Source organism: Microbacterium aquimaris (assembly GCF_039531285.1).
GTDB lineage: Bacteria > Actinomycetota > Actinomycetes > Actinomycetales > Microbacteriaceae > Microbacterium > Microbacterium aquimaris.
Genome location: NZ_BAAAPT010000002.1, coordinates 854910 through 878721, shown reverse-complemented (window position 1 = coordinate 878721; position 23812 = coordinate 854910). Strand labels below are relative to the sequence as shown.

Genomic DNA, 23812 nt, shown 5'->3' with positions numbered 1-23812 from the left:
TCGGCATATCAATGGAGATTCACCGATGGAAGATTGGTCCCAGACCCTGGGGACGGCTCCGCTGCTGCTCATCGCAGCCGGCGCGATCGCCCTCATCCTGCTCCTGATCATCGTCTTCAAGGTCCACGCCTTCCTGACGCTGATCATCGTCTCGTTGCTCACGGCCTTCGCCGCCCAGATCCCGGTCAGCGCCATCGCGTCGACCTTGACCGGAGGGCTGGGGGGCACACTCGGCTCGGTCGCCCTCCTGGTCGCCCTCGGAGCGATGCTCGGACGCCTCATCGAGCACTCGGGAGGCGCCAAAGCGCTCGCCGATCGCTTCGTCGACATCTTCGGAGAAAAGCGCGCTCCCTTCGCCCTGGGCATCGCCTCGTTGATCCTCGGGTTCCCGATGTTCTTCGACGCCGGTCTCGTCATGATGCTCCCCATCGTCTTCGCCGTGGCGCGGCGCGTGTCGAAGAACAACGTGCTGCTGTTCGGGATCCCGACGGCGGCCGCCTTCTCGGTCATGCACGTGTTCTTGCCGCCGCACCCGGGTCCGGTGACCGCGACCGAGCTGTACGGCGCGAACCTCGGGATCGTGCTCATCGTCGGCCTCGTCATCGCGTTCCCGACCTGGTACCTCTCCGGCTATCTGTGGGGCAAGTTCGTTTCGACCCGCATCCAGCTGCCCGTCCCCGCGCTGTTCGGCGACATCGACGATGACCAGCCCGTCAACCCGCCCAAGCCCGGCACCATCGTGGCACTCCTTCTCCTGCCGATGGTCCTCATCTTCATGAACACCGGGCTCACCACGCTCGCCAGCGTCGGTGCCGTGTCTGCGGACGAACTGTGGGTGCAGGTGCTCGTGCTGCTGGGGACCTCCCCGGTCGCGTTGCTGATCACGGTGCTCGTGGCCATGGTCGTGCTCGGGACCCGTCGCGGCGAGAAGGGCACGGCGATCGAGAAGCTGCTCGACTCCGCGCTGGGTCCGGTGGCTTCGGTCATCCTCATCACCGGTGCCGGCGGCATGTTCGGCGCGGTGCTCCGCGCCTCGGGCATCGGCGAGGCCCTCGCCGACACGCTGAGCGACCTGGGTCTCCCGGTCATCGTCGCGGCGTACCTGATTGCCGTCGTCATCCGCCTGGCGCAGGGATCGGCCACCGTGGCGCTGGTCACGGCGGCCGGGCTGGCCGCTCCGGCCGTGCTCGCGGGGGACTTCAACCCGCTGCAGATCGCCGCGATCGTCCTGGCCACCGCCGCCGGTTCCGTCTTCGCCGGACACGTCAACGACTCCGGGTTCTGGCTCGTCGGTCGCCTCATGGGCATGGACGTCAAGACGACACTGAAGACCTGGACGGTGCAGCAGGCCATCGAGTCGGTCACCGCGTTCGTCTTCGTGCTCGCCGTTTTCGGCGTCGCGTCGATGGTCTGATCCGCACGCTGCAACCACCCCACCGATCGGAGGAACCCCATGCCCGACCTCTTCGACGTCTCAGACCGGCTCGCCCTGGTCACCGGCTCCACGCGCGGCCTCGGCCGGTCCCTGGCCGCCGGATTGGCTCGCGCCGGCGCGCGTATCATCGTGCACGGCCGTAGCGCCGAGGCAGCCGCGCGCACCGCGGCGGAGATCACCGAGGAGACGGGCGCGCCCGCCGTGTCGGTCGCGTTCGACGTGACCGACGCGGCGGGGGTCGAAGCCGGCATCACCGCGCTGATCGCCGAGCACGGGGTCCCGGACATCCTGGTCAACAACGCCGGGGTGCAGCGGCGGGCTCCGATCCAGGAGTTCTCGGTATCGGACTGGGACGACATCATCGCCGCGAACCTCAACGGCGTCTTCTACGTCTCGAGGTTCGTCGCGCCCGCCATGATCGAGCGAGGCTCGGGCAAGATCGTCAACGTCGCTTCGGTGCAGTCCTTCCTCGCGCGGCAAACGATCGCGCCGTACTCCGCCTCCAAGGGCGGCGTCGCGCAGTTGACCAAGGGGATGGCCGCCGACCTCGCACGTCACGGCATCCAGGTCAACGCGTTGTCACCGGGGTATTTCGCCACCGAGATGAACCGTGACCTCGTCGAGGACCCCGCGTTCAGCGGATGGCTCACCCAGCGCACGCCTGCGCAGCGCTGGGGCGACTTCTCGGAGCTCGACGGCGCCGTGCGATTCCTCGTGTCGGACGCGTCGAGCTTCGTGTCGGGGCAGAACATCTTCGTCGACGGCGGAATGACCGCGGTCGTCTGACTGCGAAGAAGGAGAGCCACATGCGCGCCGCGTTCATCGACAGCAAAGAGTCCATCCGCATCGCGGAGCTCGAGACGCCTCAGCCGACCCAGGACCAGGTGCGCGTGCGCATCGACTACGTGGGAATCTGCGGCAGTGATCTGCACTACTACTTCGAGGGGGCGAACGGCGCCTTCGTCGTCCGGGAACCCCTCATCCCCGGTCACGAGGTCTCGGGGCGGATCGACCACGACCCCACCGGGGAGTGGCCCGTCGGTACGCCGGTGACCGTGCACCCCGCCACCTTCGGCGAGCATCGCGACGACCTCGCCGACGCGCCCCACCTGTGGCCCGGCGGCGCGTACCTCGGGTCCGCCTCCACGTGGCCCCACACCCAGGGCGGACTCGCGGAACAGCTGCTGGTCGATCGCGAGATGGTGCGCCCCCTTCCGCCCACGTTGCCGGTGCGGCGCGCGGTGCTGGCCGAACCGCTCGCCGTCGCGTTGCACGGTCTCGGCAAGGCCGGGGACGTCGCCGGCAAGAAGGTGCTCGTCACCGGTGTCGGACCGATCGGGTTGCTCGCCGTCGCGGCAGCCGTCGCCGCCGGTGCGGCCGAGGTGACCGCCACCGACGTCTTCGACGAGCCGCTCGAGCGGGCGCTCGCCCTCGGTGCCTCCACCGCGCTGAACGTCACGCGCGACGAGGTACCTGCGAACACCTACGACGTCGTGCTCGAGTGTTCCGGGGTTGCCGCTTCGATCAACACGGCCCTCACCGCCGTGGCGATCGCCGGGACGGTCGTGCAGGTGGGCATGGTGCCCGACGTCGAACGACCGCTGAACATCGCCGCCTTCATCGCCAAAGAGGTCACATGGCGGGGCACATTCCGTTTCCACGATGAGATCGACGAGGCGATCGCCCTCCTGGACGCCAACCCTCGGATCGAGGACGTCATCACGCATGTGATCCCCGCAGACCGGCCCGTCGACGCGTTCACGGTGGCGCGGGACTCCCGCGCATCCGGCAAGGTGGTCGTGCAGGTGTGGCCCGAGGGTTGACCCCGAAGATGTGAGGAAGGCCCCGCCGAACGGCGGGGCCTTCCTCACATCCGGATGCGGACTCAGTCGTGGTAGCCCTGCCGGCCCATGCTGAAGACGGCGAGGACCACGCCCAGACCGCCGACGGCGGCGACGGCGCCCACCACCCAGAGAATGACGTGCGAGGCGAAGCCGTAGTCCATGAGAATTCCTCCGAAAGAGTGGGGTGGGGGTGCGTTCCTCATCGTACCGGCTGCGCTGGTAGACTCTCGGGTGAACTTCGGCGAGGGATCCGCGTGATGTTGCGGTATCCGTGATCGACGAGGGCGGACAGGCATTTCCTCACGCGCTCGCGTTCGAGTCGAAGACCCAGACCTCGCTCCACACGGAGCATCGAAACGGGCCTGTGCGCCCGCAAGGAGAATCCACCATGTCGACCGAAATCGATGCCAAGGTCCACGCCGAACTGCGCGAGAACTTCGGCAAGGGCTTCGCCCGCCGCCTGCGCGCCGCCGGCCAGATCCCCGCCGTCATCTACGGCCACGGCACCACCCCGGTGCACGTCGCCCTTCCGGGCCACCAGGTCTCGCTGCTCGTGCGCCGCGCCAACGCACTGCTCGAGCTGGACATCGACGGAAAGGACCACCTGACCCTGGTCAAGGACGTCCAGCGCGACCCGGTGCGTCAGATCATCGAGCACATCGACCTGCTCGTGGTCAAGAAGGGCGAGAAGATCCACGTGGACGTTCCCGTCACCGTCGTGGGGGAGCCCTTCGCGGGCACCATCGCCAACCTCGACGCTTCGACGGTCTCGCTCGAGGTGGAGGCCACCCACATCCCCGAGCACGTCGAGGTCGACGTCGAGGGCCTCGAAGACGGTGCGCACGTGACCGCCGGTGACCTGAAGCTCCCCAAGGGCGCCGCGCTCATCACCGAGCCGGAGACGCTCGTCGTGGCCATCTACGTGCCCACCGCCACGATCGCCGCGGACGACGAGATCGCCGAGGCCGACGCAGAGGTCGCGGCCGGACAGTCGGAAGAGTCCGCGGAGTAATCGCGATCAGTCACGAGGGGGATGCGCCGGTCGCATCCCCCTCGTGCTGTCTCGCCGGACCCCCGGACGGAGGGAGGAGCACATGGCACGCACCTGGCTCATCGTCGGACTGGGAAATCCCGGTCCGCGATACGAAGCGACCCGCCACAACGTCGGACAGCTCGTGATCGACGAACTTGCGTCCCGCCGGGGTGAGGGGTTCCGCACGCACAAGGCCGGGGCGCGGGTGGTCGAGACCTGGCTGCGTCCGGGCTCGGACAAGCTGATCCTCGCCAAGCCGAACTCGTTCATGAACGTCTCCGGGGGACCGGTGTCGTCGTTGGCGAAGTTCTATGGAGTCGATCCGGAACGCGTCGTGATCGTCCATGACGAGCTCGACATCCCGTTCGATTCGATCAAACTCAAATCCGGCGGCGGGCACGGCGGCCACAACGGCGTCCGCGACGTCGCCAAAGCGCTGGGGTCACCCGATTTCCCCCGCGTGCGCGTGGGGATCGGGCGCCCCCCGGGGCGCCAGGATCCGTCGGACTGGGTGCTCGACCCGTTCGGGGCGACACAGCGGCAGACGTTACCCCATCTGATCGGAGACGCCGCCGATGCGGTCGAGCAGCTCGTCGAGGAGGGGCTGGTCGCGGCGCAGCAACGCCATCACGCCCCCCGGGGCTGATCGGCGAAGTGGAGGTTCCGTCGAAGGGACGGGTCGTGCCGGTCAGGGTGTCGGAAGCGTCGCCATCGCCCCGGTCGCGAGGCCGATGAACAGCAGGACGTAGACGAGCGTGCCGTAGACGATCGGACCGAGCGCGGCGAGCACGATCGCCGCAATGGCCCATCCTCGCCCTCGTCCCGTGACGGCGGCGACGATGCCCTGAACGAGACCCCAGATCCCCAGGATCGTGCCGCTCCAGAAGGTGATCTCCGCGAACAGGATGAGCTCGCGCACCGGTGCGAGAAGTGCGAGATCGAAGTCCGAGTCGGCCGGCAGATCGCCGAGCTCCGCGCCCAGCCCTTCACCGATCGCGTACCCGGTGACTGCACCCAGCGTGGGGACGAGGAGGCCTGCGACGGCGGCCACGACGAACGCCACGATCCCGAGACCGGCCGCGCGCGCCGCATCGCCGCCGGGTTGCCATGCGGGTTGTCCGTACGCGGGTGGGGTGGCGAGGTGGCCGTATGGCGGAGCCGTGTTCGGGGCGGTGCCCGGGGTCGCCGCAGGCGGCGCCCAGGTGGGCTGAGGCGGCTGCTGCGGGTACCCGGCGGGCGGTGGCGTCCCGGCCCCGGCGGCGGACGCCGTCGCGGCGGGCGGCACGTAGGGCGGGGGAGGGCTCACGCGGGGCGTGCCCGCCGCCGGGGGCGAGGACGTCCGGTCGGCGCCGGGGGCGCCCTGCGGATCCGGGTCGCGGGGTTCTGCGGGCTCGCTCACGCGACTCATCCTAGGAGGGGTGATCGGCCCTCGTCGGTCCGAGGGTCGGCGGGGCGGATTAGACTCGTGCGGTGACAGTTCCCGGGATCGTGCGCGCCCTCGAACAGGATGAGTCGTTCGCGGACGCGGTCTCTTCGGCATCGCGCGACATCGACGTGTCCGCCCCGACCGGGTTGGACGCCCCCCTCCTGGCGGCGTTCCTGCGCCGTAGGACGGAGGCCGGCCATCCGCCCGTCCTCCTCGCCGTGGCGCCCACGGGGCGCCGTGCCGAGACTCTGGGCGCGGCGATCGAGGCGTTGATCCCGGACGTCGGGCTGCTCCATTTCCCGGCCTGGGAGACCCTTCCCCACGAGCGTCTGAGCCCGAGCCCCGAGACGGTCGGGCGCCGCCTGGACGTGCTGCGGCGGCTGGCCGACCACGACGGCAGGACCCCTCTCGTGGTCACCGCCTCCGTCCGCGGCGCCGTCCAGCCGCTTGCCGCGGGCCTGACCGCGGTGCCTCCGATCACGCTGGTGGCCGGCGACCGGGGCTATGAGCTCGATGACGTCGTGGTGGCGCTGGTGGAGCGGGCCTATCATCGCGTCGACATGGTCTCGCGTCGGGGCGAGTTCGCGGTGCGCGGTGGAATCCTCGACGTCTTCCCACCCGTGGCCGACCACCCGTTCCGTGTGGAGTTCTTCGGCGACGAGGTCGACCAGATCCGCGCGTTCTCGGTCGCCGATCAGCGCTCGCTCCCGGGCGGGATCGACCGTGTCACCCTCGTCCCCAGCCGAGAGCTGCTCCTGACGCCGGAGGTGCGCGAGCGCGCACGTGACCGGATGGAGGCGTTGCCCGGTGTGCGCGGGATGCTGGAGAAGATGGCGGAGGGGATCCCCGTGGAGGGCATGGAATCGCTCATGCCCGCTGTCGTGGACGACCTCGTCACCCTCGCCGACTATCTCCCGGAGGGGGCCGCGCTCGCCCTCGCCGATCCGGAACGCTCGGTGGCGCGAGCGGTGACGCTCAGCGAGACGAACCGGGAGTTCCTCGATGCGGCGTGGTCGGCGGCCACCGCCGGTGCCGACACCCCGGTCGATCTCGGCGCGGGCGACTTCGTCACCTTGCCCACCCTCCGCGAACGGATCACCGAGCGCGGTGGTGTCTGGTGGACGCTCAGCGGATTCGATTCCGGCGCCGCCGATGCCGCCGCCGAGGGGCTCGTCGACATCGACGCCGCGCTCGAGGCCGCCGCGACCGTGAAAGTCGCCGCGTCGCCGGTGCCGAGCTTCCAGGGCAACGTCGACGGTGCCACCGAGCACGTGCGCGCGCTGCTGGCGGACGGTTGGCGTGTGGTGGTGACCGCGTCGGGTGCGGGGTTGGTCGAACGCGCACGCGATGTGCTCGGTGACCGCGGGATCGCCGCGCAGATCGTCGAGGCGATCGACGGTGACGTCCCTGCGGGGACCGCCCACCTGACATGCGCCGTGCTCGAGCGCGGATTCCAGTCCGACGGTGCCAAATTCGCCGTGCTCACCGAGACGGAGTTCTACGGGCGCACCATCGGCGGCGACAACCGCGTCGTCAAGAAGCTCGCCTCCCGGCGCCGGAACGTCGTCGATCCGATGCAGCTCAAGCCGGGCGACTTCGTCGTGCACTCCACGCACGGCATCGGCAGATTCGTCGAACTCGTGCAGCGCGAGGTGTCATCGGGCGGGCGCAACGCGGTGAAGAGTCAGCGTGAGTACCTCGTGCTCGAGTACGCCCCCTCCAAGCGCGGCTACCCGGGGGACAAGCTGTTCGTGCCCACGGACCAGCTCGACCTGCTCTCCCGCTACGTCGGTGGAGAGGCGCCGACGCTGTCGAAGATGGGCGGCAGCGACTGGGCACAGGCGAAGGGCCGCGCGCGAAAAGCGGTCCGGGACATCGCCGTCGAGCTCGTCAAGCTCTACTCCGCGCGGATGGCGGCGAAAGGTTACGCCTTCGGGCCGGACACGCCGTGGCAACGTGAGCTGGAGGAGGCCTTCCCGTTCGCCGAGACGGCCGACCAGTTGCAGACCATCGACGAGATCAAGGCCGACATGGAGAAGCCGATCCCGATGGATCGGCTCCTGTCCGGCGACGTCGGCTTCGGTAAGACCGAGGTCGCGGTGCGTGCCGCGTTCAAGGCCATCCAAGACGGCAAACAGGTCGCGATGCTCGTGCCCACCACCCTGCTGGTCAAGCAGCACATCGAGACCTTCACCGAGCGGTTCGCGGGCTTCCCGGTCAAGGTGCGCTCGCTGTCGCGCTTCCAGAGCGATTCGGAAGCGAGACAGGTCGTCGCGGGCCTCGCGGACGGGTCGATCGACATGGTGATCGGTACGCACCGGATCCTCACCGAGAAGGTCGTGTTCAAGGATCTCGGTCTGATGATCATCGACGAGGAGCAGCGGTTCGGTGTGGAGCACAAGGATGCGCTGAAGAAGCTCAAGACGAACGTCGACATCCTGGCGATGAGCGCGACGCCCATCCCGCGCACCCTCGAGATGGCGGTCACGGGCATCCGGGAGATGTCCACGCTGGCGACGCCGCCGGAGGATCGCCACCCCATCCTGTCATTCGTCGGCCCCCGCAACGACAAACAGATCGCCGCCGCCATCCGGCGCGAGCTGTTGCGCGAGGGACAGGTCTTCTTCGTGCACAACCGCGTGCAGTCCATCCAGCGGATCGCAGCGGACCTCGCCGAGCTGGTGCCGGAGGCCCGCGTCGCGGTCGCGCACGGTCAGATGGGCGAGCATCAGCTCGAGGCGGTCGTCGATGATTTCTGGGAGCGCCGGGCGGACGTGCTGGTGTGCACGACGATCGTCGAGACGGGGTTGGACATCTCCAACGCGAACACGATCATCATCGACCGGGCCGACAAGTACGGGCTCAGCCAGTTGCATCAGCTCCGCGGCCGCGTGGGCCGTAGCCGGGAGCGCGCCTACGCCTATTTCCTCTACGACGAGTCGAAGCCGTTGTCGGAGACCGCCGCCGATCGACTCGAGACGATCGCGGTGAACAACGACCTGGGTTCGGGTATGCAGGTGGCGATGAAGGACCTCGAGCTCCGTGGTGCGGGGAACCTGTTGGGGGCGGAGCAGGCCGGGCACATCGCCGGTGTCGGATTCGACCTCTACCTGCGCATGATCGGGGAGGCCGTGTCGCAGTTCCGCGGGGAGGACACGGAGGGCCACACCGAGCTGCGGCTCGAGTTGCCGGTCCAGGCACGCATCCCCGAGGAGTACATCGACAGCGAGCGCCTCCGTCTCGAGGCCTACCAGAAGCTGTCGGCGGCCGCGTCGGCGACCGCATCGGCGGAGGCGATCGACCTGGTGCTCGAAGAGTTGACAGACCGATACGGCACGCCGCCCGAAGAGGTCGCCGGGCTTGTTTCGGTCGCGCGCCTGCGACGTCGCGCCGCGCAGGCCGGCCTGGCCGATGTCGTGGCGATGGGGCCGAACCTCCGGATCGCCCCCGCGCACCTGCCCGACTCGATGCGCGTGCGTCTGCAGCGGCTCCACCCCAAAGCGAAGCTGGTCTCGAACGGCGATGCACTGGTCGTTCCCCTGCCGGCGGCCGCGGGTGAGGGGCAGACCGACGCCGATCTTCTGAGGTGGGTCGGTCAGTTGCTGGACCAGCTGTGGCCGCAGAAGACAGGCGCGGAGAAGACGCCGGCCTGATGGCGCGTGGGCGTGGCTATTGATAGTAGCTTTTAGGCTATGTATATTAGCCACATGACGGATTTCACGATCGCCGACTCGACCCGGTTCCTGACTGTTCCCGGGGGGCGCATTGCTTTCGAGGTGTGCGGTGGCGGCCCGCTGGTGGTGCTCGTGCCGGGCATGGGCGAACTGCGTTCGTCGTATCGCCACCTCGCGCCGTTGCTCGTGCGGGCGGGGTACCGGGTCGTCCTGGTCGATCTTCGCGGGCACGGCGACAGTGACGCCGACTTCCCGGAGTACGGCGACACCGCCACCGCGCGCGACCTCATCGCACTGGTGCGTCACCTCGGGGAGCCGGCGACGATCGTCGGCAACTCGATGGGAGCAGGCGCCGCTGTCATCGCGGCGTCCGAGCACCCGGAACTCGTCGAAGGCCTTGTGCTGGTCGGACCCTTCGTGCGGAATGCGCCGACGAACCCGGTGATGACGCTGCTGTTCCGCGTGATGACCGCATCAGCGTGGGTCGTTCCGGTGTGGCGGGCGTACATGCCGAAGTTGTACGCAGGGGACAAGCCCACTGACTTCCAGGCCTACCGTGACAGCGTCACCGCCGCGATGAGGCGGCCCGGCCACGCACGCGCTTTCAGCCGCACCACCCGCACCGATCACGGGCCGGCCGAGCGGTGTCTGGGTTCTGTCGATGCGCCGGCACTCGTGATCATGGGCGAGCTCGATCCGGACTTCCCCGACCCGAAGGCGGAAGCCGACGATGTCGCCCGTGCGCTCGCCGCCCCCGTCGTGATGGTCCCGAATGCGGGGCACTACCCGCACGCCCAGCAGCCGGAGTCGACCGCATCGGCGATCGTCGGGTTCCTGGGAGGGGGCCGGCACCGTGCCTAGGGCGGGGCTGGATGCCGATGCCGTGATCGCGTGCGGTGCGCAGATCCTCGACGACCACGGCGACGCCGAGCTGAGTCTCGCGCTGGTGGCCTCGCGCCTGGGCGTGAAGGCACCGTCCCTGTACAAGCACGTCGAGGGTCTTCCCGGCCTGCGTCGGGGTATCGCGCTCCGGGCCAAGGGCGAACTCGAAGACGTGCTCGGCCGCGCCACCCGCGGCAGATCCGGCCCGGATGCGATCGTCGGGATCGCGACCGCCTACCGGTCGTGGGCGCGGGCGCACCCGGGCCGGTACGGGCTCACCGTCCGCGCGCCCGCCCCCGGCGACGCCGAGGACGAGGCCGTGTCGGCAGCGTTGGCGCACGTGGTCTACGACGCACTGTCGGCCTATGGGCTCGAGGGGGAAGACGCTGTGGATGCGACGCGGTTCCTTCGTTCGACCCTGCACGGCTTCGTCGCCCTGGAGGCCGCGGGTGCGTTCGCGCTGTCGGTCGACCTGGACCGGAGCTTCGAGCGGATGGTCGGGAACATCACCCGCGCATTGGCGGCGTGGCGGGCCTAGAGTCTCGCGCCACCCGCAGAGGCGGCGCCAGAGCTCATCGGTGTGACGACCCGCCCTCGCGCCGCAGCTGCCGCGCACGCACGAAGATCCCCGTCCAGAACACGGCGAGGATCGTCGAGACCACCGCGAGGAACAGTCGCCACCCGTCGGGGGCCAGCGCGAACGCCGTCACCCACACGACGGTCATCGCGACCCACACGATCATCTGCATCACCACGAGAGCGAACTGTCGGGTGGCGAGGGAGTGGACGAAGGCGTCCCACCAGTCGGACATCATCCGACCTTAACAGCCTTCGACGGGTCCTCCCCTGGGCAGCGGTGGCGCGTGTGGATACGCTGGCGCTGACCGCCGTCGATGAGGAGGCGCAATGCGATACGCACACCTGGGGGCGACTCCCCGCATCCACCCCGATGCGGTGGTGGCCCCCACCGCGGTGATCAGCGGCGACGTCGTCGTCGGCGCAGGCTGCCAGGTGCTGCACGGCGCGGTGATCACCGCCGAGGGGGGAGCGGTGACCCTCGCCGAGAACGTCATCGTGATGGAGAACGCTCTCGTGCGGGCCACGGTGACCGATCCGGTGCACATCGGCCCGCATGTGCTCGTGGGCCCTCTGGCGAGCGTCTCCGGCGCCCGGGTCGACGAGGAGGTGTTCCTCGCAACCGGGACCCGGGTCTTCAACGGCGCACACATCGGTGCCCGGAGCGAGGTGCGTATCAACGCGGTCGTGCACCTGCGCACCGTGCTCCCCCCGGAGACGGTGGTGCCCATCGGCTGGGTCGCGGTCGGTGAACCGCTGCGGATCCTCCCGCCCGAGCGCGCCGAGCAGATCGAGCAGGCGCAGCGCGAACTCGACTTCCCGGGATACGTGTTCGGCCTGGACCGGGAGACCCCCGACCTCATGGTGCAACTCACCGAGAGGTACGGGCGCTCCCTCGCCCGACACGCCGACGACCGCGAGGTCGATTGAGGGATCAGCCGGTGTTCTGCAGCCCCGCCGAGACGCCGTTGACCGACAGAAGCAGCAGACGCTGCTGGTCGGGGTCGAGGTCGCGTCCGTTCGCGGCGTCCTCGCGCAGGGTGCGCAGGGCACGCAACTGCAGAAGCGAGAGCGCGTCGACGTAGGGGCTGCGCAGCTTCACGGCGCGCTGCAGGACGGGCTTGTTCGCCAGCAGCTCGTCGCCGTCGGTCAACCGCACGACCCAGTCGCGGGTCAGTGCCATTTCGTCGCGCACCAGCGTCGCGAGTTCTTCGCGGTCCCCGAGATCGAGGTACCGCATCGCGATCCGGTCATCAGTCTTGGCCAGGCTCATCGCCACGTTGTCGATCAAGGTGCGGAACAGCGGCCACTGCTCGTAGGCGCGACGCAGCAGCGCCTCGTCACCGACCGCCTGCAGGGCTGTTCCCAGGCCGAACCATCCGGCGAGGTTGATACGGGCCTGCGACCATGCGAACACCCACGGGATGGCGCGGAGATCCGCCAGCGACTCCACCGACAGGCCGCGACGTGCCGGTCGTGAGCCCAGAGCCAGAAGTCCGATCTCCTCCATCGGCGTGACCTGCGCGAACCACGGTGCGAAGCCGGGCGCGTTCACCAGCGTGGCGAACCGCTCGCGGCTGGCGGTGTCCATCGCTTCGCCGATCGCGCGGAACTGCTCGGCGGCGTGGCGGTTGGTCCGCTCGACCGAGGGGGAGGAGGCCAGGAGCATGGCCGCGGCGACCTGATCGATGTGGCGCTTGGCGATCTCGGGTTCGCCGTAGCGGGCGAAGATGACCTCACCCTGCTCGGTGAGCTTGAAGCGACCGTCCACCGAGTGGGGCGGCTGGGCGAGGATGGCCGAGTTCGCCGGACCGCCGCCGCGGCCCAGAGCGCCCCCGCGCCCGTGGAAGAGGGTCAGTTCGATGCCGGATTCCTTCGCCCAGTCGGCGATCGCGGCCTGGGCTTCGTACAGGGCCAACGTCGCCGCGACCGGGCCGACGTCCTTCGAGGAGTCCGAGTAGCCGAGCATGACCTCGAGCTTGTTCCCGGTCTCCTCGAGGCGCGATGCGAAGGCCGGATGCCCCACGATCTCGCGCAGGATGGCGGGGGCCGCCTGCAGATCGGCGAAGGTCTCGAACAGCGGGATGACATCGAGCACCGGCGGCGTACCGCCCTCGCCCACGGCGTACCGGGCGAGCCGGTGCACGTTCGCCAGGTCCTCGGCGGACTGCGTGAACGACACGATGTATCGTCCCGCCGCGCGCGGGCCGTACCGGTCCTGCAGGAACTTCACGACGCGGAAGACCTCGAGCACCTCTTCGGTGAGCTCGGAGCGCTCGCCGCCGGCGTCGAGTTCATCGAGCACCTTGCGGTGCACGGCGGAGTGCTGGCGCACCTCGAGCTCGGCGAGGTGGAAGCCGAAGGTCTCGACCTGCCAGATCAACTGCTGAACCTGACCGTAGGCCTGACGCGGCGCGCCGGCCTGGATGAGCGAATCCTGCACGACACGCAGATCGGCCAGCAGCTCGTCCGGGTTCGCATAGGCCAGGTCGGCGTCGCGTGTGCGGGTCGCGGCGATCTTCCGGGTCGTCAGCAGCAGGATGCCGCGGTGCAGCTCGCCGGGGGAGCGCTTGGCGATGTCGCGCGCCGCCTCCTCGTCCGCCGCGCGCAGTCGATGCCACAGGCTCGTGGCCGCGTCACTGGGCGGCGTGGTGTCGGCGTCGAGGGTGAGCGTGCGTCCGATGCGCAGCGCGGCGCGCTCGAGTCCGAGCAACACGTGCTCGCCCGCGATCTTCGCGGCCTTGCGTGTGACGGAGGCGGTCACGAAAGGGTTGCCGTCCCGGTCGCCGCCGACCCACGAGCCGATGCGGACGAAGGGGCGTACCACCGGGGATCGACTCCCCGCGGCCGGTCCCTGCAGTGCGTCGTCCACGCGACGGTAGACCTCGGGGATCGAGGTGAACAGGGTGTCGTCGAACACCGCCATGACCGCGCGCACCTCGTCGGTGGGCGAGGGCTTCTCGGCGCGCAGGGGGCCGGTGCGCCACAGGGTGTCGATCTCCTCGAGCATCTGCCGTTCGGTGCGCGCCTGGTCCGCGCCGTTGCGCAGGGTGCTGTCGCGCTCCTCCAGCAGCTCGGCCAGGCGGCGGATGCCGGTGGAGATCGCCCGTCGACGCGCTTCGGTGGGGTGGGCGGTGAAGACGGGGTGGAATCGGAGGCCTTGCAGGCGCTCGAGTGCGGTGTCGTCGCCGATCTCTGCGGCGAGGCGTACGAACGCGGCGGCGACCGAGTCGGTGGCGTCCTCCCGGTCGGGTCGTCCGTCCCGCTGCCGGAGCACCCGCACGCGTTGGTGCTCTTCGGCGAGGTTCACCAGGTGGAAGTAGCAGGTGAACGCACGCGCCACCTCCTCGGCTCGGTCGATGCTGAACGAATCCGCGATGGCCTCCGCACGTGCGAAGGCTTCGGGCGTCGCGTCCGTGTAGGCCTGGATGGTCGCGGCCCGGAGACGTTCGACGTCTTCGAACAGGCCCGGGGAGCCGCTCTCACGCAGGACCCGACCGAGCAGACCGCCCAGCAGGCGCACGTCCGAGCGCATCGTGTCGGGGATCTCCTGGCCGGCTTCGTAGCGGCCGACGAGGTCGATCGCCTCGGTGTTCGTCAGTTCGCGCATACATCAACGCTAGCGGCGTCGCGCGCCCCCTCTTGACACGGACCTCCTCATCGGCTTCGCCGCGCGGAGGGGACGGGACCGCCCGGTAGAGTGGAGGCTTGGTGTGCCGGGAAGTCTGGTCGGCGTGGTTCAGCGCATCCCAGACGACGAAAGGACCGTATGTCCCAGTCCCCTCTGTCACTGTTCCGATCCGAGCGTTTCCCCGCGATCGTTCTCCTGGTGGCCGCGGCCGCAGGGCTCGCGGTGGCGAACTCGCCCGCGGGTACGGCCGTCGACGAGTTCATGCACCTCTACGTCGGCATCCCGGAGTTCTTCGAGCTGTCGGTGTCGCACTGGATCAAGGACGGGCTGCTCGCCCTGTTCTTCTTCGTGGTGGCGGTCGAGCTGCAGTTCGAGCTCACGAGCGGCCAGCTCAATTCCGCGAAGAAGGCGCTGCAACCGGCCATCGCGGCCGCCGGCGGCGTGATCGTGCCGATCATCTTCTACCTGGTCGTCGCGCACGGCTCGGATGCGGTCAACGGATGGCCCATCCCCACGGCCACCGACATCGCTTTCGCGCTCGGCGTGCTCGCCGTGTTCGGCAAGGGACTGCCCTCGGCCCTCCGGGTCTTCCTGCTGGCGTTGGCGATCCTCGACGACATCGTCGGCATCGTCTTCATCGCCGTGCTGTTCACCAGCGACGTCAACTACGGCATGCTTCTCGGCGCCGCCGGCCTGGTGGTCCTGTTCGGCATCCTCTCGCGCCGCGTCGACACCCGCGCACGGATCCCGATCACCATCGCGCTCATCGTCATCGGCGTGGTCACGTGGGCCTTGGTCTACAAGTCGGGGGTGCACGCGACCATCGCCGGTGTGGCGCTCGGCCTCGCGATGAGTCAGCAGCCCGCGCTGCACGCCCGCCATGTGCTCGAGCCCTGGGTCAACGCGATCGTGCTGCCCGTGTTCGCGTTCTCCGCCGCACTCGTGGTGATCCCCGAGGTGAGTCCGAGCGAGCTCTCGCCCGCCTTCTGGGGCGTGCTGGTCGCGTTGCCCGTCGGCAAGATCGTGGGCATCACGATCTTCGGGTGGGTCTCGTTGCGCGTCGGACACCGCGAGGGCCCGCCGGCGTTGACGTTCACCGACCTGCTCGCCGCCGGATCGCTCGGCGGGATCGGCTTCACCGTGTCGCTCCTGCTGTCCGAGCTGGCGTTCGCCGACAACGTCGAGATCCGCGACCAGGCCACGCTGGGTGTGCTGGGCGGATCGATGATCTCGCTCGTGTTCGCCGGTGTTCTCGTATCGTGGCGGGCATGGCACTACCGCCGACTCGAGAAGACGATCCCCGCGACGACCTGAGGGACCCGCTGCGCGACGCCGCCGACACGATGCGCGCGGTGAGGGACCGGTGCGTGTGGACACAGCGCATCGACCACCGGGCGCTCGTGCCGTACCTGGTCGAGGAGAGCGCCGAGCTGATCGACGCGATCGAGGCGGGCTCGCGCGCGGAGGTCAGGGAGGAACTCGGCGATCTGCTGTGGCAGGTGTTGTTCCACGCGGAGATCGCATCGCGCGATGCGGAGGACCCCTTCGGCATCGACGAGGTCGCGAGGGGGCTCACCGACAAGATGGTGCGACGCCACCCCCATGTGTTCGCGGGGGAGACGGCTCGCACTCCCGAGGAGGTGCTCGAGCTCTGGAACGCCGCGAAGGCCGAGGAGAAATCCGACCGCACCAGCGTGCTCGACGGGGTGAGCGAGAGGATGCCCGCGCTCGCGCTCGCGCAGAAGGTGTCGGGGAAGGCGCGTGGCGTCGGTGTCGAGGTGCCCGCCCCCGTGTCGATGCCGGACTCCGAGGAGGAGCTGGGTGAGCTGCTGTTGAGCCTCGCCGCCGAGGCGCGGCGGCGAGGATGGGATGCCGAGGGGGCGCTGCGCGCGCGGGTCCGTGGCCTCGGTGACCGGGTGCGGGCCGCGGAGGGCGGGGCGGGCCTCGCCGGCCTGGAACAATAGAGGCGTGCCCACCGTCAATCCGCCGCGCGGAATGCGCGACTTCCTGCCCGCCGACAAGGCCCGCCGCGAGCGGGTGCTCGCCGTCATCCGCGAGCGCTATCGCTCCCACGGATTCGATGAGATCGAAACGCCCGTCATGGAGGACCATGCACGGCTGCACGCGGGGATCGGCGGGGACAACGAGAAACTCGCCTACAACGTGCTCAAACGGGGACTGGACGCCGATGCGGTACGCGCGGCGGCCGACGACCCGGCGGCGCTCACCGATCTCGGCCTCCGCTACGACCTCACCGTTCCCCTCGCGCGTTTCTACGCCTCGAACCGCGCCGAGTTGCCCGCCGTCTTCCGGTCGGTGCAGATCGCGCCGGTGTGGCGCGCCGAGCGGCCGCAGAAGGGCCGCTACCGACAATTCATGCAGTGCGACATCGACATCATCGGCGACGCATCCACGCGGGCCGAGGTCGAACTGATCACCGCCACCTTGGACACCCTCGACGCGCTCGGTCTTCAGGGCGGGTCGGTCCGCATCAACGACCGTCGACTGCTGGACGCGATGCTGGAGTACTTCGGCTTCCCCGAGGCGGAACGCCCCGGTGTCCTCATCACGATCGACAAGCTCGACAAGATCGGGCCGGATGGTGTCGCCGCCGAGCTCCGGCAGCGTTCGAGCTCGCCCGCGGCCGTCGACGCGTTCGCCGGCTTCCTCGCGCGTGAGCGTCCGGCCGGCGCCGGGTTCGATGAGGCCCGGATCCGCGCGGCCCTGCCCGAGGGCCTCGACGGGGACGCGGTCGCCGCGCTCAGCGAGATCGGAGACGCCGTCGCCGCGGCGCGCGGAGCGCGGGTGCCGTTGGAGTTCGACCCCTTCCTCGTGCGGGGCATGGGCTATTACACCGGCACCATCTTCGAGGTCGCGCATCCCTCGGTGTCGTACTCCCTCGGGGGCGGCGGTCGTTACGACGGGATGATCGGTCGCTTCCTCGGTCAGCAGGTGCCCGCGGTGGGCTTCTCGATCGGCTTCGAGCGGATCGTCGACCTCGTCGCCGATCATGCCGGCGATGCCCGGGAGGCGGTCGTGCTCGTCCACGATCAGGATGTGCCCGTGGCGCAACTGGCCGCACTCAAGGCGGCCTTCGTGGCCCGCGGATGCCGGGTCCGTCTGGAACGGCGACCGAAGAACCTCAAGCCCCTGCTGGACCGCGCGACCGCGGACGGTTACTCCCACTTCGCCGCCGTCCGCGCCGGTATGGACGCAGATTCCCTCGAGCTGAAACCACTCGGCTGATCTGCGCCGGTGCTCGATCCGTTCACCAGTGCGTCAGGGACGGTTCAGCCGGGCCGGGTCGAATCGCGCGTATGAGCCGGACACGTCGCGCCGTCACCGTCGCTTCCACCGCGCTGGCCGCCGCGGTCGTGGCCACCGCGGCGGCACGTATGACGTTGGACCGTCAAGCCGCGCACGCGCGACGGGTCATCGGGAAGCCGCTGGGGGAGGACGCCCTGGAGGCCGATCGCGTCTGGCGACGCAAACTCGCCGGTGATCCGCTGGAGTTGCTCATCCTGGGCGATTCGATCGCGGCCGGGCTCGGGGCCACCCGTCGCAAGGAGACGCTCGGGGCCCGCATCGCCAAAGGGCTCGCGAAGAAGGCGCATCGACCGGTGCGGTTGCGCACCGTCGCGGTGGTCGGCTCGGAATCCTCGGCGCTGCGTGAACAGCTCGATGAGTTGTCGGACGAGTACGCCCCCGATGTCGCCGTGATCGTCGTCGGGGGCAACGACATCACCCATCGGGTGCCGGTGTCGACATCGGTGGCCCATCTGGTCGACGCGATCGCGCGGCTTCGCGCCCGTGGTGCCCAGGTGGTGGTCGGCACATGCCCGGACCTCGGGGCGTTGCGCCCTGTCCCGCAGCCGTTGCGTTCGCTCGGCTCGCGCATGTCGCGCCAGCTCGCGCAGGCGCAGGCGCAGGCGGCCGTCGCGGCGGGTGCCTACGCGGTCTCGCTTCGCCACGCGGTGGGTCCGTTCTTCATCTCCCAGCCGGAGGAGATGTTCAGCCTCGACAGGTTCCATCCGAGCGCGCTCGGCTACCGGCGCACCGCCGAGGCTCTGCTGCCGGCGGTCACCGGCTCGCTCGGCCTCGGGCGTACGAGCGCCGCGACGCACCATCCCCGCGGCGACGCGCCCGTCGCGGACCCCGTCGCCGCGGCGTTCGTCGACTGAGTGCTCGCACGTGCTCGATGACGGGTGCGATCACGCGGCGCCCCCCCTTTTGCGCATTGTTATAGGGTAACTATAATAGAGATGTGCTGATACGAATCGACCCCTCACGAGATGTGCCTCTGTGGGAGCAGGTGGCCGCTTCGGTGCGCACCGGCATCGCGGCGGGGCGCATGCGGGCGGGGGAGAGGTTGCCGTCGGCCCGGGAGGTCTCCGCCTCACTGGACCTCAACCTGCACACGGTGCTCCGGGCGTACCAGGAGCTGCGTGACGAGGGTCTCGTGGACATGCGGCGTGGTCGAGGCGCCGTGGTGACCGATGCCGCGGAAGGTCTGCGGCACCTCCGTGACGACATCGCCGCGCTCGCCGACCGCGCGAGAGGCCTCGGCCTCGCGCCGGGGGTGCTCGCCTCGCTGCTGGCCGATGTCGAGCCGGCCCACACGGGCGCACGCGCCCACCGAGAACAGGAGGATCGCTCATGACCGCAGCCGCTCCCGACCAGGATCGCGCGCGGGTCGCCCGCGCTCGCCGGGCGTTCGTGTGGTCCGGCATCGTGGTGCCCGCGGTGCTGACCGCGACCGCGGTCGTGATCCAGCTGGCGGTCATGGGTCAGGTGCCCGACCCCGTCGCCGTCCACTGGGGCGTCGGCGGTGAGCCCGACGGCTACGCCGCGGCGTGGAGCGTCCCGCTTCTGAGCGCCGGGCTGGGGGTCGGGATGACCGTCCTCCTCTCGGCGTTCGCACTCATCGGCGCCCGGGAGGGGGAGTGGGGGCCGACGATGCGGTTCCTCGGCTCGCTCACGCCGGCCGTCGTCGGGGGGATCCTCATGATCATCACGTGGACCTTCGTGGCCCAGGCCGGGCTGACCACCGCCACCGACGCCGACGGGATCGTCGAGCCCCTGGTGTGGGGCGGCGCGACGGCGATCGTCCTGGGCGTGGTCGCGTGGGTCTCCCAACCCCGGGTGGTCGTCAGTGGCGGGACCGTGCGTGCGACGACCGAGATTCCGTCCCTGGCGCCCGGCGAGCGCGCCGTGTGGGTGCGCACGACATCGCTCGGCAGCGCCGGGATGGTGGTCCTCGTGGGGGCGACGGTGATCCTGTTCGCCCTCGCGCTGTTCGACTTCGCCGCCGCCGGCGGCGTGTGGCCGGTCCTGCTGATCGTCGCGGGTGTCCTGGCGCTGGTGATCCTCGCGACGGTCATGTTCCGTGTCCGCGTCGACGCGGAGGGACTGAAAGTCGTCAGCCCGCTGGGGGTACCGAGGTTCGCGGTGCCGCTGGATCAGATCGTCGATGTCCGGGTGGTGTCGGTGAATCCGATGGCGGACTTCGGCGGCTGGGGCGTGCGCAAAGGCCTGGACGGGCGGACCGGCGTGGTGTTGCGGCGCGGCGACGCGGTGGAGGTCTCCCGCGCGTCGGGCAGCACGTTCGTGGTGACCGTCGATGATGCCACCACCGCGGCGGGGCTCCTGCTGGCCCTGCGTGATCGGGACGCGCGGGGTGGTGCCGCGTGACGCAGCGCGTGCCGGTGGTGCCGGTCGTCGTCTTCGTCGCCGTCTCCTTCGCCGGGGCGTGGCTGGTGGTGTCGCCGCTGTGGCTCGACCCGGCCGGCCTCTCCTCGCCGGTCGCCTCGCTGCTTGTGCCCCTGATGATGTTCACCCCGACGCTGGCGACGCTCGTGGTGGTCTTCGTGCTGCGAACTCCGCGGCAGCGCCGACGGGCGTTCCTCGGGATCTGGCCGCTCGGTCGGCTCGGTCGGTGGTTCGTCTTCCTCGGGGTCGGGCTCGTCGTCCCCATCGTCGTGGTCGTCGCCACCGTCTTCGTCGGTGCGGCTTTGGGCTGGGTCGACCTGGATCTGGCGACCCTGTCCGGATTCCGGGCCCAGCTGGACGCCGCCGTCCCCGCCGGCACGCCGCTGCCGCCCGTGCAGGTCCTCGTCGTGCTCCAGCTCGTGCAGCTCCCGCTCGGCGCGGTCCTCAACAGTGTCTTCGCCGCCGGTGAAGAGATCGGCTGGCGCGGCTGGCTGCAGCCGGCGCTCATGCCGTTGGGCGCGTGGCCGGCACTGGTGATCACCGGCGTGGTGTGGGGACTGTGGCACAGCCCGATCATCCTTCTCGGCTACAACTTCGACCGTGCCGACCTGTCGGGCGTGCTGTTCATGGTCGGGGGATGCGTCGCCTGGGGGCTGTTCCTGGGGTGGTTGCGGTTGCGCTCCGACTCGGTGTGGCCTGCTGTCCTCGCCCACGGCTCTTTGAACGCGGTCGGAGGATTCGTGCTGCTCCTGTCCGCGGCGGGTGCCACGGTGGACATGGCGCGGGTCGGACCGCTGGGGATCATCTCATGGGCGCTGGTGGCGATCGTGATGATCGTGATCGTCGGCCTGCGGAAGATGGGGCCCGCGCCTCGATGACGCGTGGCTTGCCGCGCGAGAGCCCGTATCCCGGAAGCGGGACCTGTTGACGTGCGACCCTCGACACGACTTGGCTGGAGGTATGCCCGAACCCACTCCGGACGCGTGGCGCCGCGTCGACCGCTACCTCACCGAGACCCTCGTCGGTCACGATCCCGTGCTCGAGTCCGCCGTCGCCGATCAGAACGCCGCCGGCCTGCCCGCGATCGAGGTCGCACCCGTGGGCGGCAAGTTCCTCCATCTGCTCGCGCGCATCGCCGGCGCGCGCCGCATCCTCGAGGTCGGCACCCTCGGCGGCTACTCGACGATCTGGCTGGCCCGCGCGCTGCCCGCGGACGGGCAGGTGGTGAGCATCGAGGCGGAGCCGGCCAACGCGCGGGTCGCGCGCGCGAATCTGCGGCGCGCGCAGGTCGACGAGCGCGTGGAGGTACATGAAGGGCGTGCCGCCGACGTGCTCCCCACCCTCGAGGGCGGCGAGCCGTTCGACCTGGTCTTCATCGACGCCGACAAGGAGTCCAACACGATCTACCTCGACTGGGCCGCACGGCTCGGCCGCGAGGGGACGGTCGTGGTCGTCGACAACGTCGGCCGTGCCGGAGAGGTCGCCAACCCGGCCACGATGGAATCCCACGTGATCGGCACGCAACGCGGCCTGGAGATGCTCGCCCGCGACCACCGCTTCGACGCCACGGCGTTGCAGACCCTCGATGCGAAGGGGTGGGACGGTGTGGCCCTCGCCGTCGTCGTCGAGGCGGGCCCCGCGCGTCACACCGGTGGCGCCGCGGCCGACGATCACTAGACTCGTGTTCGGACCGACGACGCTCCGAAGACCCACCCTCCATCTGACAAGGAGTCCTCAGTGGCACTTATCGAGGCTGTAGGCGCACGCGAGATCCTCGACTCGCGCGGAAACCCGACCGTCGAGGTGGAGGTTCTCCTCGACGACGGCATCGTCCAGCGGGCTGCCGTCCCGTCGGGCGCATCCACCGGCGCATTCGAAGCATACGAACTGCGGGACGGCGACAAGGGCCGATACAACGGCAAGGGCGTGCTCAAGGCCGTCGAGGCCGTCATCGACGAGCTCGGGCCCGCCATCGAGGGCGTCGAGGCGAGCGAACAGCGCATCGTCGACGAGATCCTCATCGAGACCGACGGCACCGACAACAAGGGACGCACGGGTGCGAACGCGATCCTGGGCGTGTCCCTCGCCGTCGCCAAGGCCGCCGCGGACTCGGCCGACCTGCCGCTGTTCCGCTACCTGGGCGGCCCGAACGCGCACATCCTGCCCGTTCCGCTGTTCAACGTGATCAACGGTGGCGAGCACGCCGACAACGGCATCGACATGCAGGAGTTCTTCCTCGCCCCGATCGGCGCGGCGAGCTTCTCCGAGTCGCTGCGGTGGGGGACCGAGGTCTACCACGTCCTCAAGGGGGAGCTGAAGGCCGCCGGCTTCGCCACCGGTCTCGGCGACGAGGGCGGATTCGCCCCCGATCTGCCCAGCAACCGCGAGGGCCTGGACTTCCTGGTCAAGGCGATCGAGAAGGCCGGGTTCACCCCCGGTGCAGACATCGCCCTCGGTCTCGACGTCGCCGCCACCGAGTTCTTCAACGACGGTGTGTACCGCCTGGAGAACAAGGACTGGACCGCCGCGGAGATCACCGACTACTACGTCGGGCTCGTCGAGGACTACCCGATCGTGACGATCGAGGACGCGCTGGCCGAAGACGACTGGGACGCCTGGAAGGCCCTGACCGACGTGCTGGGCACCAAGACGCAGCTCGTGGGCGACGACCTGTTCGTCACCAACCCGCAGCGCCTCGCCGACGGCATCTCCCGCGGCGTCGCCAACTCACTGCTGGTCAAGGTCAACCAGATCGGTACGCTCAGCGAGACGCTCGACGCGGTAGACATGGCCCACCGTGCCGGCTACACCGCGATGCTCTCGCACCGTTCCGGTGAGACCGAGGACACCACCATCGCCGACCTCGTGGTGGCCACCGGTGCCGGTCAGATCAAGAGCGGCGCGCCCGCACGCAGCGAGCGCGTGGCCAAATACAATCAGCTTCTGCGCATCGAAGAGGAGCTGGGCGACGCGGCGGAGTTCATCGGCCGCGCGGCCTTCCCGCGCTTCACCGGCTGACACGCCGCACGAACGACGAGAGGGGGAGCCGTGGGCAGGACGACGGCTCCCCCTCCCCGTTCCCGCACACGCCGGCCGGTCGATGTCCGCAGCTGGCTGGGCGGAATCCGCCTGTCCGGGTTCATGGTCATCATGCTCGGCCTCGTGGTGCTCGCCGCGTTCGTGCTCGTGCCCACCATCGGCACGTATGTCGAGCAGCGTCAACGCATCGCCGCCCTGGAGTCGGCTGTCGCGCTCGCGCAAGAGGACGTCGAGCGCCTCGAGGCTCAGCAGGATCGCTGGCGCGACCCCGCGTTCATCACGACGCAGGCGCGCGAGCGCCTCTACTACGTCAAGCCGGGCGAGGTGGTCTATCTCGTCGACAACGACCTCGCATCGGCGGATGTGCCGCAGGAACAGGCCCCGGTCAGCGAGGACGTCGAGCAGACCCGCACGGACTGGATGACCCAGATGGTGCGGTCGGTGACCGAGGCCGGCCTGGCGCAGACCGTCGTGCCGGCGTCGGAGGAGCCCGCACCGGAGACGCCGGTCGACGGGGACGACACCACGCCGACACCTTGAGCGCTTCGCGTCCTCTCCGGGAT

General features: G+C 69.8%; 22 protein-coding genes. 19 read left to right on the top strand and 3 right to left on the bottom strand.

What is annotated here, in order from left to right:
* Positions 1-25: 25 nt before the first annotated feature.
* The 5 genes from ABD204_RS13800 to pth all read left to right on the top strand — a co-directional run bounded on the left by ABD204_RS13800 (position 26) and on the right by pth (position 4958).
* On the top strand, positions 26-1414 hold the full coding sequence (locus ABD204_RS13800) for a GntP family permease (RefSeq protein ID WP_194424342.1): 1389 nt from the start codon (positions 26-28) through the stop codon (positions 1412-1414).
* A gap of 39 nt (positions 1415-1453) precedes the next feature.
* Positions 1454-2221, top strand: a complete 768-nt coding sequence (locus ABD204_RS13795) for an SDR family NAD(P)-dependent oxidoreductase (protein WP_194424343.1) — start codon at positions 1454-1456, stop codon at positions 2219-2221.
* 20 nt (positions 2222-2241) lie between these two features.
* Positions 2242-3258, top strand: a complete 1017-nt coding sequence (locus ABD204_RS13790; RefSeq protein ID WP_194424344.1) for a zinc-binding dehydrogenase — start codon at positions 2242-2244, stop codon at positions 3256-3258.
* 409 nt (positions 3259-3667) lie between these two features.
* On the top strand, positions 3668-4291 hold the full coding sequence (locus ABD204_RS13785; RefSeq protein WP_194424345.1) for a 50S ribosomal protein L25/general stress protein Ctc: 624 nt from the start codon (positions 3668-3670) through the stop codon (positions 4289-4291).
* Between the two features lie 82 nt (positions 4292-4373).
* Positions 4374-4958 carry an aminoacyl-tRNA hydrolase gene (gene pth, locus ABD204_RS13780; protein ID WP_194424346.1) on the top strand — a complete coding sequence of 195 codons (585 nt, stop codon included), beginning with the start codon at positions 4374-4376 and terminating at the stop codon, positions 4956-4958.
* A gap of 42 nt (positions 4959-5000) precedes the next feature.
* On the opposite strand, the gene ABD204_RS13775 is transcribed toward pth, so the two are convergent.
* The gene (locus ABD204_RS13775) at positions 5001-5711 is read right to left on the bottom strand and encodes a hypothetical protein (protein ID WP_206697356.1); all 711 of its coding nucleotides are present in this window, start codon (positions 5709-5711) and stop codon (positions 5001-5003) included.
* Positions 5712-5782: 71 nt separating this feature from the next.
* On the opposite strand from ABD204_RS13775, the gene mfd reads away from it, so the two are divergent.
* The 3 genes from mfd to ABD204_RS13760 are packed head-to-tail and all read left to right on the top strand — an operon-like array spanning position 5783 to position 10832.
* Complete coding sequence (gene mfd / locus ABD204_RS13770; RefSeq protein ID WP_194424347.1) at positions 5783-9391, top strand: transcription-repair coupling factor; 3609 nt, start codon at positions 5783-5785, stop codon at positions 9389-9391.
* Between the two features lie 54 nt (positions 9392-9445).
* A complete protein-coding gene (locus tag ABD204_RS13765; RefSeq protein ID WP_194424348.1) occupies positions 9446-10273 on the top strand; it encodes an alpha/beta fold hydrolase in 828 nt (275 codons plus the stop codon).
* Positions 10266-10832: a TetR/AcrR family transcriptional regulator gene (locus ABD204_RS13760; protein WP_194424349.1), complete on the top strand. Its 567-nt coding sequence runs from the start codon at positions 10266-10268 to the stop codon at positions 10830-10832. The genes ABD204_RS13765 and ABD204_RS13760 overlap by 8 nt, the downstream gene beginning before the upstream one ends.
* 34 nt (positions 10833-10866) lie before the next feature.
* Here ABD204_RS13760 and ABD204_RS13755 read toward each other — a convergent pair whose 3' ends face one another.
* Positions 10867-11106 (bottom strand): hypothetical protein, encoded by a 240-nt coding sequence (locus tag ABD204_RS13755; protein WP_194424350.1) that lies wholly within the window; start codon positions 11104-11106, stop codon positions 10867-10869.
* Between the two features lie 94 nt (positions 11107-11200).
* Here ABD204_RS13755 and ABD204_RS13750 point away from each other — a divergent pair, with 94 nt between their 5' ends.
* A complete protein-coding gene (locus ABD204_RS13750; RefSeq protein ID WP_194424351.1) occupies positions 11201-11800 on the top strand; it encodes a gamma carbonic anhydrase family protein in 600 nt (199 codons plus the stop codon).
* Between the two features lie 4 nt (positions 11801-11804).
* Here the strand turns inward: ABD204_RS13750 and ABD204_RS13745 are convergent, their stop codons facing one another.
* The gene (locus ABD204_RS13745) at positions 11805-14480 is read right to left on the bottom strand and encodes a phosphoenolpyruvate carboxylase (RefSeq protein WP_194424352.1); all 2676 of its coding nucleotides are present in this window, start codon (positions 14478-14480) and stop codon (positions 11805-11807) included.
* Between the two features lie 159 nt (positions 14481-14639).
* Between ABD204_RS13745 and nhaA the strand changes: the two genes are divergently transcribed.
* The 10 genes from nhaA to ABD204_RS13695 all read left to right on the top strand — a co-directional run bounded on the left by nhaA (position 14640) and on the right by ABD204_RS13695 (position 23789).
* On the top strand, positions 14640-15815 hold the full coding sequence (gene nhaA / locus ABD204_RS13740) for a Na+/H+ antiporter NhaA (RefSeq protein ID WP_322597578.1): 1176 nt from the start codon (positions 14640-14642) through the stop codon (positions 15813-15815).
* Positions 15770-16465 (top strand): nucleoside triphosphate pyrophosphohydrolase, encoded by a 696-nt coding sequence (locus tag ABD204_RS13735; protein WP_194424353.1) that lies wholly within the window; start codon positions 15770-15772, stop codon positions 16463-16465. Before nhaA ends, ABD204_RS13735 begins: the two co-directional genes overlap by 46 nt.
* 31 nt (positions 16466-16496) lie before the next feature.
* Positions 16497-17747 carry a histidine--tRNA ligase gene (gene hisS, locus ABD204_RS13730; protein ID WP_241747995.1) on the top strand — a complete coding sequence of 417 codons (1251 nt, stop codon included), beginning with the start codon at positions 16497-16499 and terminating at the stop codon, positions 17745-17747.
* Positions 17748-17818: 71 nt separating this feature from the next.
* A complete protein-coding gene (locus ABD204_RS13725) occupies positions 17819-18682 on the top strand; it encodes an SGNH/GDSL hydrolase family protein (protein ID WP_194424355.1) in 864 nt (287 codons plus the stop codon).
* A gap of 83 nt (positions 18683-18765) precedes the next feature.
* Complete coding sequence (locus ABD204_RS13720; protein WP_194424356.1) at positions 18766-19161, top strand: GntR family transcriptional regulator; 396 nt, start codon at positions 18766-18768, stop codon at positions 19159-19161.
* A complete protein-coding gene (locus ABD204_RS13715; protein ID WP_194424357.1) occupies positions 19158-20192 on the top strand; it encodes a DUF1648 domain-containing protein in 1035 nt (344 codons plus the stop codon). Before ABD204_RS13720 ends, ABD204_RS13715 begins: the two co-directional genes overlap by 4 nt.
* Positions 20189-21088 carry a CPBP family intramembrane glutamic endopeptidase gene (locus tag ABD204_RS13710; RefSeq protein ID WP_194424358.1) on the top strand — a complete coding sequence of 300 codons (900 nt, stop codon included), beginning with the start codon at positions 20189-20191 and terminating at the stop codon, positions 21086-21088. Before ABD204_RS13715 ends, ABD204_RS13710 begins: the two co-directional genes overlap by 4 nt.
* An 82-nt stretch (positions 21089-21170) precedes the next feature.
* Positions 21171-21887 (top strand): O-methyltransferase, encoded by a 717-nt coding sequence (locus ABD204_RS13705; RefSeq protein ID WP_194424359.1) that lies wholly within the window; start codon positions 21171-21173, stop codon positions 21885-21887.
* A 60-nt stretch (positions 21888-21947) separates the two neighbouring features.
* Positions 21948-23228, top strand: coding sequence for a phosphopyruvate hydratase (eno, locus tag ABD204_RS13700; protein ID WP_194424360.1), 1281 nt, complete (start codon positions 21948-21950; stop codon positions 23226-23228).
* Positions 23229-23258: 30 nt separating this feature from the next.
* Complete coding sequence (locus ABD204_RS13695; RefSeq protein ID WP_322597579.1) at positions 23259-23789, top strand: FtsB family cell division protein; 531 nt, start codon at positions 23259-23261, stop codon at positions 23787-23789.
* The last annotated feature ends 23 nt before the right edge of the window (positions 23790-23812 follow it).